Annotated in this window: 9 protein-coding genes; 3 read left to right on the top strand and 6 right to left on the bottom strand. The window is 71.0% G+C overall.

Annotation, left to right across the window (positions count from 1 at the left end; all coding sequences use genetic code 11):
• Positions 1–123: 123 nt before the first annotated feature.
• Both ACZ4IF_RS22115 and ACZ4IF_RS22110 read left to right on the top strand, forming a co-directional pair.
• Entirely contained in the window at positions 124–2,106 is a 1,983-nt protein-coding gene (locus ACZ4IF_RS22115; protein ID WP_467565210.1) for an MFS transporter, read from the top strand.
• Positions 2,103–3,167: an AMP-binding protein gene (locus ACZ4IF_RS22110; RefSeq protein WP_467565208.1), complete on the top strand. Its 1,065-nt coding sequence runs from the start codon at positions 2,103–2,105 to the stop codon at positions 3,165–3,167. Before ACZ4IF_RS22115 ends, ACZ4IF_RS22110 begins: the two co-directional genes overlap by 4 nt.
• A gap of 55 nt (positions 3,168–3,222) precedes the next feature.
• Here ACZ4IF_RS22110 and ACZ4IF_RS22105 read toward each other — a convergent pair whose 3' ends face one another.
• The 6 genes from ACZ4IF_RS22105 to ACZ4IF_RS22080 all read right to left on the bottom strand — a co-directional run bounded on the left by ACZ4IF_RS22105 (position 3,223) and on the right by ACZ4IF_RS22080 (position 11,068).
• Entirely contained in the window at positions 3,223–4,800 is a 1,578-nt protein-coding gene (locus ACZ4IF_RS22105) for a Na+/H+ antiporter (RefSeq protein ID WP_467565206.1), read from the bottom strand.
• Positions 4,797–6,023 carry a low temperature requirement protein A gene (locus ACZ4IF_RS22100; protein WP_467565204.1) on the bottom strand — a complete coding sequence of 409 codons (1,227 nt, stop codon included), beginning with the start codon at positions 6,021–6,023 and terminating at the stop codon, positions 4,797–4,799. Before ACZ4IF_RS22100 ends, ACZ4IF_RS22105 begins: the two co-directional genes overlap by 4 nt.
• A gap of 1 nt (position 6,024) precedes the next feature.
• On the bottom strand, positions 6,025–6,978 hold the full coding sequence (locus ACZ4IF_RS22095) for an alpha/beta hydrolase (RefSeq protein ID WP_467565202.1): 954 nt from the start codon (positions 6,976–6,978) through the stop codon (positions 6,025–6,027).
• 89 nt (positions 6,979–7,067) lie between these two features.
• Entirely contained in the window at positions 7,068–8,006 is a 939-nt protein-coding gene (locus tag ACZ4IF_RS22090; RefSeq protein WP_359500646.1) for an NAD(P)/FAD-dependent oxidoreductase, read from the bottom strand.
• Positions 8,007–8,119: 113 nt separating this feature from the next.
• Positions 8,120–10,279, bottom strand: a complete 2,160-nt coding sequence (locus ACZ4IF_RS22085; protein ID WP_359500644.1) for an AGE family epimerase/isomerase — start codon at positions 10,277–10,279, stop codon at positions 8,120–8,122.
• Between the two features lie 102 nt (positions 10,280–10,381).
• Positions 10,382–11,068 carry an NAD(P)H-binding protein gene (locus tag ACZ4IF_RS22080; protein WP_359500642.1) on the bottom strand — a complete coding sequence of 229 codons (687 nt, stop codon included), beginning with the start codon at positions 11,066–11,068 and terminating at the stop codon, positions 10,382–10,384.
• A 634-nt stretch (positions 11,069–11,702) separates the two neighbouring features.
• Here ACZ4IF_RS22080 and ACZ4IF_RS22075 point away from each other — a divergent pair.
• On the top strand, positions 11,703–12,866 hold the full coding sequence (locus ACZ4IF_RS22075) for an IS701 family transposase (protein WP_467565199.1): 1,164 nt from the start codon (positions 11,703–11,705) through the stop codon (positions 12,864–12,866).
• Positions 12,867–12,963 lie beyond the last annotated feature (97 nt).

Genomic DNA, 12,963 nt, shown 5'->3' with positions numbered 1-12,963 from the left:
CGGGATCGCCGCCGAGTAAGAGTGAAACGGCGCTCCCTCTTCCCTTGCGACAACATGGGACTACGTCGGCGACACTTCGGCAGGTCGGCGACGTACTCGCCCTCCGCGCACGAGACTTCCTGCATGTTGAGCGCACAGCGCGGCAGCGGGCGCCGCTGGGTGAGCCTCGCAGTGATCCTGGCCGGCGCATTCATGGCCATTCTCGATGTGGCTGTCGTCAACGTCGCCATGCCGTCGATCCACAATGATCTCCATACGAACCTCGGCGCCGTCGAATTGGTGGTTTCCTCATACACCCTTCTCTATGCGAGTTTCCTGGTGACCGGTGGGCGGCTGGGTGATGTCATCGGCCGGAAACGCATGTTCATCACCGGTCTCGCGGTGTTCACGGCGGCGTCCGCGCTCTGCGGTCTGGCCCCCGACATCCGCGTCCTCGTCGCGGCACGCGCCCTGCAGGGCGTGGGCGGCGCGCTGTTGTACCCACAGGTCCTCGCGATCATCCAGGTGACCTTCGAGGGTCCCGAACGTGCCCGCGCCCTGGGCGTGTTCGGTTGTGTGGTGGGTGTCGGTGCCATCGCCGGGCAGATCGTCGGCGGGCTGTTGCTGGCCTGGAACGTGTTCGGCCTCGACTGGCGGCCGGCCTTCCTGATCAATGTGCCGATCGGCGTGGCGACCATCGTGGCGAGCCGGACGCTCCTGCCGCCGGACGAGCCGCCCCGGTCGCGTCCGCACCTCGACGGGCGCGGCTCCGCCCTGTCGGTGCTGACCCTGGTGCTGCTCATCGTGCCGCTGCTGATGGGCCGCGACGCGGGCTGGCCGCTGTGGATGCTGCTGGCGCTCGCCGCCGCCCCTCTGACCGCCGCGCTGTTCCTGCGGCACGAGCGTGCGGTCGCCGAGCGGGGACTCGATCCGCTGATCAGGCTCACGCTCTTCCGCAACCGCGGTTTCGCGGGCGGGGTGCCGATCGCCGCCATGTTCAGCTTCTCGTACGTCGGCTTCATGCTGGTCCTCGCGCTGTACCTGCAGATCGGTCTGGGCTTCTCACCGCTGCACGCCGCCCTGGTGTACACGCCGAACGCCGTCGGCTTCCTGATCACCTCACTGCTGGCCGCGCGGATCGCGCGCCTGCTGGGGCGCCATGTGCTGACGCTGGGCTATCTCGTCGCGGCCGTGGGACTGTGCTCGGTGGCCGCCACCAGCGCCGCCCAGGGAGCCGGGCTCAGCGGCTGGGAGCTCGGGCTGCCGATGTTCATCGCGGGCCTGGGCCAGGGACTCGGCATGACCCCGCTCATCGGCACCATCATCGGCACCCTCTCGCCGCGCGACGCGGGAGCCGGCGCGGGCGTGGTGACCACCACCCTCCAGGTGGGCAACGCGCTGGGAGTCGCCCTGATGAGCCTGCTGTTCTTCGCGGTGCTCGGCGACGGCACCTCCCACGCCGCCTACGCGACGGCCTTCGCGCAGGTACTGCCGGTGGCCGCGCTCGTGACGCTGATCGCCGCGTTCATGGTCACCCGGCTGCCCCGCGGCACCGGCGCCGGCAACGCCCTGCTGGAACGGCTGCCCGGCCACACGGTCGGCTTCGCCTACTCCATGTACCTGATGACCGGCGGCCGTATCGGTGACCGGCTGTTCCACGAGATCCTCGGACACGTCACCGAGCGCCGCGCACGCGAGATCCGCGAGGCTCCGAGTGCCGCCGGCGACTTCTTCGTCTACCACTTCGAGTCCGCGCACCACGACGCCGCCTGGCTGACCTACCTCACGCGCGAGGCGCTGGCCTACGGCAGCGCTCCCGTACCGCACGAGGAGGAGCGGCGCGCCGTCATCAAGTCGCAGGTGGACGAGATCCGCAGCCGGCAGTCCGGCGGAGAGCTGCGCCCGGAGCTCGATCCCGAGCTGCTGCGGCTGCTCACCTTCGCCCTCACCAACTATCCGCGCCTGCTGCCGCAGATCACCCGGATGGCGACGGGCCTCGGCCCGGACGACCCCGGGTTCACCGCGCGCTGGGAGCTGTTCCTCCAGCAGCTGGGAGATCTGCTGCACGCGGGCCCGCCCACCACGTCCCTACCGCGCGTGAGCGCATCCTCCGGAGGACAGGAATGACCACCATCGATCCCTTCGACCCGCTCGAACCCTTCGATCCGTTCGACTCGTTCGACGTGATCAGCCCGTTCGACGAGAACCTCGTCATCGATCTGCCGGTGTACGAGACGGTGCTCGGCGAGGCCGCGGCCCGCGGCACGAGCCCGGCGCTGATCGACGGCGTGACCGGCCGCGCGATCGGCTACCAGGAACTGGAGCGGGCCACCCGCCGGATCGCGGCGGGCCTCGCCGACGCCGGCGTCGAGCAGGGCGACGCCGTGGCGCTGTTCGCCACCAACACCCTGTGGTACCCGGCCGTGCCGCACGCCTGCGCACGCGCCGGCGCCGTGGTGTGCGTGCTGGACAGCCAGGCCGACGAGGCGGAGCTGGCCGCCCAGCTGACGGAGAGCGGCGCGCGGTGGCTGTTCACCACGCCCGCGCTGCTGCCGATCGTGCGTGACGCGCAGCGCCTGCGCGGTGCGGGACAGCAGCCGGTCGAGGAGATCTTCACGCTGGAGCCGGTCGACGGCCACCGCTCGGTCCAGGACCTGATCGCCTCGGAGTCCCCGGAGCCGGTCGTGGACATCGAGCCCGTCACGGACATCACCGTGGTGCACCACGCGGTGGGTTCCCGGCGGCGTGCTCAGCTCACCCACTCCGACATCGCCGCGGACCTCGCCGTGCTGGCCTCGGACAATCCGCTGGAGAAGGGTGAACGGGTCCTGGCCGGGGTGCCGTTCGCGCAGCAGGACGGCCTCGCCTTCCTGACCCAGCACGCGCTGCGCTGCGGTGCGACCGTGGTGGTGGTGCCCGAGCTGATGCACGCGCCCGAACTGCTCGACGCGATCCGTGCCCAGCGCGTTCGTACGGCCTTCGTCACCCAGTCCGTGCTCTACAGCCTGGTCGCCTCGGCGCCCGAGGACGTCGACGAGCTGGGGCCGCTGGAGCGGGTCGTCTGTGTGGGTCCCGAGCTGACGCCGGACACCGCGGAGACCTGTGCGGCCCTGCTCGGTGTGGAGCGCATCGAGTATCTGGGCCGGCAGGCGTTCGCCGGGATCGCTCCCCCGCTGCCGGGGGCCTGAGCCGCATGGGGGTGCCCCCGCCGGAGATCCGGCGGGGGCACCCCCATGCGCGCGCTCACAGGTGCAGATCGCGGCTGAGTGCCGCCTCCTCGAAGTCGAGCTGGTGGACGACCTGGCGGGCCACCTCGTCGTCGAGGCGTCCCTGGTTGCGCATCATGATGAACGCCTCGCGCTCGGCCGTGAGCATCTCGCGGCGCAGCAGGCGGTAGGCGGCGGACGGCGACTGGCTGCCGAGCCGGCCGTCGTCGCGCAGCCGCTCCCAGGCGGCGACGCGGCGGTACTCGGCGACCTCCCGCAGCCGCAGCACCACATGCTGCGGGCAGTGCTTGTGTTCGTGCGCGACCAGCTCCTCCAGGCGGTGCTGCGCGAGCCGGGCCGCCTCCTCCTGCGCCTTGGCCTCGGCGAGGTGGTCGTCGTGCTCGCCGTTCGTGCCCGCGATCCCCAGCAGGCGCACGAACGCCGGGAACCCGAGCCCCTGCACGAAGAGGGTGCTCAGGGTGACGGAGAAGGTGAGGAAGAGGACGAGTTCGCGGTGCGGCATGTCGTCGGGCAGCGCGAACGCCGCGGCCAGTGACACGACGCCGCGGATCCCCGCCCAGGACAGCGTCGCGGGCAGCTGCCACGGCGGCGAGGGGTCCCGGGCGCGCAGCCGGGGCGACAGCCACCGCGGCAGATAGGTGGCCGGGAACACCCACAGGAAGCGGCCGAGCATGACGGTGACGGAGACGGCGGCGGCGTACCAGATCAGGGACCAGGGCGGAATGCCGTCCAGCGATCCGAGGACCGGGCGGAGCTGGAGTCCGATCAGGGCGAAGACCAGGGATTCCAGCAGGAAGACGATCAGCTTCCAGGATGCCTGTTCCTGGATGCGGGCCGCGTGCGAGGCGCGGTTGGAGTGGTGTCCGAGGTACAGCCCGGCGGCGAGGACCGCGAGCACTCCGGAGGCGTGCAGGTACTCGGCGAGGGCGTAGGTGACGAAGGGCACCAGCAGGGAGACCGCGGTGTGCGCGACGGCGTCGCCGAGCCAGCACTGGAGCCGGCGCACCGGCCAGGCGATGAACAGGCCGAGGAAGAGTCCGCCCGAGCAGGCGAGCACGAAGTCGCGGACGCCGTCGAGGAGGGAGAATCCGCCGCCCGCCACGATCGCCACGGTGATGCGGTACGCGGTCAGTCCGGTCGAGTCGTTGAACAGCGATTCGGCGGTCATGATCCGTACGAGTCTGCGGGGCAGCCCGAGTCTGCGGGCGACGGACACGGCGGCGACCACGTCGGTCGGTCCGAGGACCGCGCCCAGCACGAAGGCGACGGGCCAGGACATGCCGGGGACGACGGTGTGCGCGACCAGCGCCACCAGCGCCATGGTGAACAGGACCAGCCCCACGGACAGCAGGGCGATGGGGCGCGCGTTGACCCGGAAGCTGAGGAAGGAGCTCTCGCAGGCCTCCGAGTACACCATCGGCGGGATGAACAGGAACAGCACGACGTGCGGGTCGAGATGGTAGTCGGGCACGCCCGGCACGAAGGAGGCGAGCAGACCCGCGAGGACCAGGCTGACCGGTGCGGAGATCTCCGCCCGCCGCACCACCACCGCGAGCAGGGTCACGGGGACCACGAGGAGCAGGACGTCTGTCACAGGGCATCGCCCGGCGCGGAGTACGACGGGGCGCTGCCGCCCGGCGCCGGATGCAGATGCCGGCCGAGTCCGGCCAGCCGGTGCTGCTTCGGCCGGCAGCCGCAGTGGCAGCTCGGCGCCATGCCCACCAGGGCGGTCTCGACGACGGCCGCGGCCGTCACCGGCACGGTCAGCAGGCCGAGCGCGAGCAGGCCGGAACGGCCGTCCGCCACGAGCGGGACGAGCAGGGCGACGGCGGCGACGGCGAGGCGCACGGTGACGACCGAGCGCGGCAGTCGCCAGCGCGGCCAGGCGAACACGGTGTGGAAGCCGGCGGCTCCGGCGCACATCAGCCACAGGACGGGTGTCTCCGGCGCGGCCCGTGGGTGCGCCACGGCCGACCACACGCCGACGGCGATCGCGGAGACCGAGCCGAGGAGGCAGTAGTGCCCGTAGGCGAGGAGCTCGCGCACCACGCGGCTCTGGTTGTCCTCGGTGCGCAGCTGGTGGGCGATACGGCTGTTGCTGAGGTGGAAGTAGATCCACCACAGGGAGGCCACGAGCAGGAACGCGGTGCCCAGCGCCACGGCCTGGCGCGCGGAGAAGTCGTGCGGGATCTTCCCCCCGGCGTCCACGAAGGGCACGCCCAGCGCCAGGATGACGACCAGGCCGAAGCGCTCGGGCAGGTGCAGCACGTCGACGCGTATGTGGTTGAGGCGTCTGCGCAGCAGGAAGGTGCTGGACAGTTCGACGGCCATCAGGACGGCCCAGGCCACCCGCTGCTGCTCGTGTCCGAGCCCGGCGGTGAGCAGCAGCAGCGGGGCGGTGAAGAACGCCGACACGGAGAACGGGTTCAGCCGCAGCCCGCCGAAGACGTCGATCGCCCACCACAGCAGCAGGGCGCGCAGCAGCAGGTAGGCGCCCGCGAAGAAGAGGCCGTGCCCGTGCAGGGCGGTGGGCGCGGCGATGGTCATCATCGAGGTGATCAGCGTGATGGCGAAGAGCCGCAGACGGTTCTTCACGTCGTGCAGGTCGGTCAGGTTCGACAGGATCCCGGTGCCCACCCACGACCACCAGAACGGTGTGAACACGGCCCAGGCGTTGACCAGGCCGGTCCAGGAGACGTCGTCGGCGAGGGTGTGGGTGACCTTGTTGACCGCGAAGACGAGCACCAGGTCGTAGAAGTGCTCCGCCACGTTGATGCGTTTGGACTGGATGAGCGGTGCGACGCGGCTCGTCGCCATGTCAGCCTCCGGCGGTGGGCCTCACCCGGTCGAAGCTGTGGCGGAAGTGCGCGTCGACCGCCTCGACCGCGGAGCCCACCTGGGGCTCCTGGTCGTAGAAGTCGAACTGCGTGCCCTCCAGCCACAGCACGCGGGCCGCCGTGGGCAGCAGGGTCGCGAAGCGCCGTACGCCGTCGGGCAGGGCGGCCTGCTCGCTGTGCACCACGATGGTGGGGACGTCTATCCGGGTCGCCGAGGGGATCGGGCTGAAGGTCAGCCAGTCCCACCAGCCCATCACCGCGAACCGGTTGGGCCACTCGGGCACGCCCCCTCGCTCGGGCGAGAGGTAGTAGTCGTAGGGCCCGTACATGGCGGCCTCGGGGTCGGTCTCGCTGACCGCCTTCACATACCGGACGGTGCCGGTGCGGGCGTACTCCTCGCGGGCGAGTGCCGCCTCGTCGAGCTTGCGGCGCACGGCGTCCTGGCCGCCGTAGACCTGGTGCACCAGGGAGGCGTCGTGCAGCCACGGGGCGACGAGGGCGAGCGAGCGCACCCGGGGGTCGTTGGCGGCGGCGACAGCCGCGTAGCCGCCGCCGGCGCAGACGCCGAGCAGGCCGACCGACTCGGGGTCGACCATCGGGTTCTCCAGGAGGTGGCTGACCGCGCTGCTCATGTCGCCGACCTTGCGGCCGACCAGCTCGGTGTCCCGGGGGTGCCCCGTGGACTCCCCGTGGCCGGTGAAGTCGAAGGCCAGGGCGAGGTATCCGAGCCGCGCGAGGCGTTCGGCGTACAGGCCGGCCATCTGTTCCTTGACCGTGGTCCAGGAGCCGGCGACCACCACGGCGGGGCGCGGTTCGCCGTCTTCGGTCTGCGCCAACTGGTAGAGCGTGCCGACCAGTTGCTCACCTTCGCTCTCGAAGGTCACGCGTGCCCTGCGCACCATGGGCGTCTCCTCGATGCGGCGGTCCGCTTCCATGACTGTCATCCTCACGAGCAGTTAAACGGGGAGTCAAATCCGTGCCCGGCCAAGGGGCGTACTCTGTCGAGTCGCGCTCCGTGACCCGGTCAGGCGGCCTTCAATTCGGCCGGGTACAGGAAGTAGTTGGCCGCCGAGGCGGCCTGGGAGCCCTCGTGGACGGCGGCGCTGACCTGGTGCGAGTGGAGCGAGGAGACGTCACCGGCCGCGTACACCCCCTCGGCCGACGTCTTCTGCTCGGTGTCGACGGCGATGTGGCCGCTCGGCGCGAGCGCGAGACCGAGCGGGCCGGCCAGGGCGATCTCCGGGGTGGCGCCCTGGATGCTGAACAGGGCGTCCGCCTTCAGGTGGTGCCCGCCGCGGGTCACGACGGTGCGCAGCATGCCGTCCTCCCCCTCCACCGAGTGGATCCGGTCGTGCAGGACGGGGATGCCGGCCGCGTCCAGGCGCCGTCGGTACAGCGGGCTGATCTCGTCGCTGCGGCTGTTGGTGAGCAGCTGGATGTCGTCGGTGAGGCTGTGCATCTGGAGCGCCTCGGCGGCGGTCACGTCGGTGTGGCCCGCCATGAGGACGCGTTTGCCGCGGTTCTCGTAGCCGTCGCAGGCGATGCACCAGAACAGGGAGCGGCCCACGTAGGACTCCCAGCCGTGGAAGTGCGGGAAGTGGTCGAGCACACCGGTGGCGACGACCAGCGTGCGACCGGTCCAGGAGCCGGTCTGCGCGTGCACCGTGAACCCGCGCCCGGCGTCGCCCTCGGCGCGCACGACGGCGTGGTGGACGATGCGGGCCTGCGGGTAGGCGGCCAGTTGCGCGCGGCCCAGCTCGCGCAGTTCGACGGTCGGGATGCCGCCCGGGAAGCCGAGGTAGTTCCGGTTGACCTGGTGATGGGTGGAGCGTCCGTGTCCGGTGTCGAAGACCAGCACACGGCGGTTGTAGCGGGCCAGGCACAGGGCGGCGGACAGCCCGGCGGGGCCGCCGCCGACGACCAGGGTGTCGGCGTCGGGAACCGATGGGGCCGTGGTGGCCATGGGGTGAACCTCTCCGTCCGTCCGGGACTTCGGATGCCGGGCGCCGCCCCCGCCGGGGCGGGCGGGGGCGGCGCCGGCGACTCATGGCGGCTGGTCTCCCGCCGCCCGTTCCGTCACTCGTCGTCGCAGCGTGCGTGCGGGTCGGTGAGGAAGGCGTCCGTGGCGGCCAGGGCCCGGGTCACCTCCGGCGGGACCTCGCCGACGATGACGAAGTCGACGTCCAGACCTGCCTTCGTGCGCTGGAACAGCAGCTCGTTGATGGGCTCGCGGGAGATCTCGGTCACCCGGCACATGTGGAACTCGACCCGCTCGGGCCGGGCCTCCAGCGCTTCGTTCAGCGTGCGCCGCAACTTCTCCAGCGAGTCCCGGCCGAGGACGCCCTCACAGGAGACCCGCGCGGTCCTGCCGTCGAAGCTGCTGGAGATCCGCATGGGCATCTCGGTGGGCTCGATCTCGACGCGTACCCTCAACCGCTCCGTGGACTCGGGGAGTTGCACGGTGAGGTTCTTCGGGTCGAAGTCCTCGTAGCGCTCACCGTCGATCCACACCCGGGCGAGCCGGACGGCTTCCCTGGGCAGCAGGTCGGGCGCGACGCGCAGCGTGCGGCCCGGGAAGGACGCGGGCAACGGGCGGAAGTGCAGGGTGAGCACGTTGTCGCCGACCAGCAGGTTGCCGTAGGTCGCGGCGAGGTAGCACAGTTCGAGGGAGTGGTAGCCGGCCATGGCGTGGCTGCCCTTGAGCCGCTCGGTGCCGAGCAGGTAGGGGATGCCGTTGGCGAGGACGTTGAAGTACACGCCGCCGTCCTCGTAGTCGAGGAAGAAGGCGTTGTAGAACGACGCGGCCTCGCGGGCGAGCCGCCGGTGGTCGGGGTCGCCGGTCGTGCCCGCCAGGATGAGGTAGGCGAGGATCGACTGCTCCTGCTGCCACCAGGCCTTGCGGTCGTGCCAGACCAGCCGGTGGTCGCCGAAGCGGGGGTCGGCGCGCCGCTCGACGACGTCGTACCAGCCGCCGCGCTGCTGGTCGCTGCCGACCGCCGGCATGATCTCGGCGATCCGCTCGGCGAGTGCCACGTACTCAGGCTTGGCCACCAGGCTGTTGATGCGCATGAGGTTCCACGCGATCTTCAGGTTGTGGCCGACGACCGCGCGGTCCTGCTGCCAGCCCCAGGTGCGGTCGGGGCTCCAGTCCTCGTGGAAGCGTTCCTGCACGAAGGGGCTGTTGGGCTCGTCCGGGAAGTGCCGGACGATGGTGTCGGCGGTCTCCTCCAGCATGTCGGCCAGGTCGGAACGGCCGGTCGCCAGGTAGGCGTTGATGAGGTAGGCGGGGGCGTGGTCGCCCACCGAGTTCCAGTTCTTGCGGGCCCGGTTGCGTCCCAGGGAGTCCGCGCGCGGGTCCATGGTGATCGGGTCCAGGTGCGAGAAGTAGCCGCCGCGGACGTAGTCCTTGAAGTAGCGGTGGAACAGCTCGACGGTCCGGTCGATGTCGGCGGCGATCCGCGGATCGCCGGTGATCCGGTACGTCTGGGTCGGCCCCGCCAGCGCGTAGATCTGCTCGTACATGGGGATCGCGTCGAAGTCGTCCCCGAACTCCGAGGCGAACACCTTGCGCTGCCCGGCCCGGGTGATGTCGATGCCGTGGTACCAGTAGACGATGCCCTCGCGGTCGTCGGCCACCTGCATGTGTTCGCGCAGGTACTCCGTGCCCGACTCGGCCGCCTCCAGGAAACGGTCCTCACCGGTCAGCAGGAAGGCGGTGGCGAGCCCGTACACGAGGCGGGAGATCGTGTCGGTCTCCTGCCGCACGTCCTGTCCGGCGCCCTCGGGAAGGTGGGTTCCGCTCAGCGTCAGGTGCGTGCGGAACTTGCGCCAGTCGTAGACCTCGTCGGGGAACTGGCCGCGCAGATAGAAGTCCGCGATCTCGCGGGCCTGATGGACCCACCATTTGGGATCCTCGAAGACGTAGGAGCCGCGGTGTTCCTCGGGGAAGGTGATGCTGCGGGCCTCGATGCGCGCCCCGCCGTCCCATTCGTAGAAGATTCCGTAGACAAAGACGTAGCGGCCCTCGGCGAGCATGTCGAGGGTGGCCTCGCTGGTGTCGCGGTGCCCCTCGGCGAGATTGCGCACGATCTGGGAGCCCAGGAGGCCGTCCAGGTGGATCGTGAACTCGCGCCCGTCGGTGGTCCGCAGGCCGAAGCGCTGGTGAGCGGGCTCGTAGGCGCTGACATATCCGGCGATGCTGTCGCTGTACGTACGGCGTATCTCGGGTGCACTCATCGAAGGGTGCCTCCATCATCGGGGGGTGCCATGAGCAGCACGGCGCTGTCTCCATGGGGGGTGGAAAGGTGTGGCCGTGGACAGGGGTCTCCCGTCCCCGGCTCAGCCCACGGGAATCCGGTCCCAGTCCAGTGCGGCGAAGGAGGACTCCCAGTCGGTGACCGCGGGTCCGGTCTCGTTGAAGAGTTCGAAGGTCACGCCGATCGCGGAAGGGCAGTACATGGCCTGGATGCAGGCCTCCGCGGCATGCTGCCGCGAGACCTCGCCCGTGGCGCGGTCGCCCTGCACCAGGCGTACCCGGGAGCCGGCCCGCTGGTCGTCCACGAGCCAGCCGGGGCGCACCACGGTGTGCGAGAGGCCCGACTCGCGGACCTCGTCCTCTCCCGCGCGGCGCCAGTCCAGCACTTTGCCGTAGGCGTTGAGCGGGTGGCCGTAGTGCGTGGCGTGGATCTGGCTGACGAGGACGACGTGCGGACGGCGGCCCGTGCGGACGGCCGACCGGAGCGCATGGCGCACGCCCAGGTACATCGTCGTCTCTGGCCGGTCCGGTCCGGTGTCGTCGGTGCCGGGAGAGACGCAGTAGACCAGCGCGGAACAGTTCGCGAGCGGTGCGTCGAGCGAGCCCGGTTCCCGTACGTCGGCCGCGGTGTAGGTCACCCCTGCGGGCAGCGCCTCCCGGAGCGCGCCACGGCCGACCACGTGGACGCGCTCACCCAGATCCAGCAGTCTGCTCACGACCAGACGCCCGAGCCGGCCCGAGCCTCCGATCACCACCACCGGGCTGTCCATCGATTCCTCCTCGTATTGGGGCGGTTCATCCAGGGACGGTTCATCTGGGTACGGTTCGTCGCGGAACGTTTCGTCGGGGGCGGCGCCACGATCGTGGTGCCGCGGATCGTCGTGGGTGGCCCGGCTCCGGGCGGTGTCAGGCGCGCCGGGCCGTCGGCAGGGCGTCCGGCCGTGCCGGTTCCCTCCGGCCGCCACCGGCCGGCATGGCGGCCTCGGTCCGGCTCGTCGCCCCAGGCATGCAGGCCTCCCCGCTAGTCGCAGCCTCTCCGTTCGAGATGGAACCCCGCGGTGTCGAATGCTGTCAAATGCCTTGTAAATTAAGGTTGGACCTCGTCAACTCGGCCTCGGCGAATCTCATGTGGGGCCGTGGAAGCGGGAAATCCCGTCCGGCGTCCGACCGGTCGATCGTGCCGCCCGGCGGGTGCCGCGGACGGCGTCACGGGTCCGGACGCGGTGGTCCGGACACCGCCCGGGGAACCCTCGTGGTGGGCTCCCCACCATCACGGCCCGCGGCGGTTGCCCGGCCACCGCGACCGCCCCCAACCGTGTGTCCGGACCACCTGGGCGTGGCACTGAGTGCCGCGCACTGTGGAGCCAGCTCAACAGAGCGACTCCGAACCGAGGTGGGATTCCGATGAGCGGCACCGAACTCTCTTCCACATTGTTCGCCACCTTCCCGCGCAGCGATCAGCGCAGGAAGGGCGAGGAATACATCCAGGGCCTCCTTGCCACCGAAGGGCGCAAGTCCATACGGAACATGGCGGCTCCGGCCGGCGGCTCGGCCCGCGAACAGAGCCTCCACCACTTCGTTTCCAGTTCAACATGGCACTGGATGCCGGTCCGCAAGGCACTCGCCCAGTACGTCGCACGGACCGTCGCCCCGGAGGCCTACGTGATCCGCCGCATGGTGATCCCGAAGGCGGGCGACAACTCGGTCGGCGTGTACCGGCGTTACGTCCCCGAGCTCGGCCAGATCCGTGGCGTGCAGCAGGCCGTGGGCGTGTGGGCGGCGGCGCAGGAGTCCAGTGTTCCGGTCAACTGGCGGCTGGACATCCCGCAGGACTGGCTGGACAACGGCCTCCGTCGCCGCCAGGCCGCCATCCCGGACAGCGTGCGCGAGGAGTCGCCGGAGGAGGCCGCGGTCGAGGCCATGCTCGCCGTGCGGGACTGGGGGCTGCCGGCCCGGCCGGTGGTCATGGACGCCCGCGACATGGACGCCATGTCCGTCGTGCGCCGCTTCCGCTCCTCCGGAGTCCCGCACCTGCTCCGTGTCAGCGGTTCCCTGCGGCTGACGCCCGCGGATCCGGCGCAGATCGGCCGCCCGGCACCGGAGTCGCTGCCTGCGCAGCAGATCATGTCCGCCGCCAAGCTGCTGCGCCGTCCCGCGGTGTGGCGCGACCACAGCCCCGAACACGCCATGCGCACCAGCCTGGTGGCCGCCGTCCGCATCCGCGGCGCCTCCCGTGCCCCCGGAATGCGGGGCGGCGGGGACATGCTGCTCATCGGCATCGGCGACAGCGGCAAGGCGTGGCCGGGCGAGCTGTGGCTGACCGACCTGGTCGACATGAACCCCGTCTCCCTGCTGCGGCTCACCAAGCTTCTCGGCCGGGTCGACCGGGACTTCACGGAGATCTCCGAGCAGGTGGGCATCCGCGACTACGCGGGCCGTTCCTTCAACGGCTGGCACCGGCACGCCACGCTGGCCTCGGCCGCCCACGCCGTCGCGACGCTCGACGGGACGTACGGAACGTACGACGAGGAGCTGCGCAGCGGCGAGGTCGTGCGCCAGGCATCCTGAGAGGGCCGCGGCCCGCCGCGCCGCCGGGCCACGCCCGCGGGGGACGAGGTCCCGTCACGGCCCGGGCCCACGGAACACACACGCCATTCGCCGCCCC

This window comes from Streptomyces sp. NPDC025784, assembly GCF_055558435.1.
This window is presented reverse-complemented; position numbering and strand designations above follow the sequence as displayed.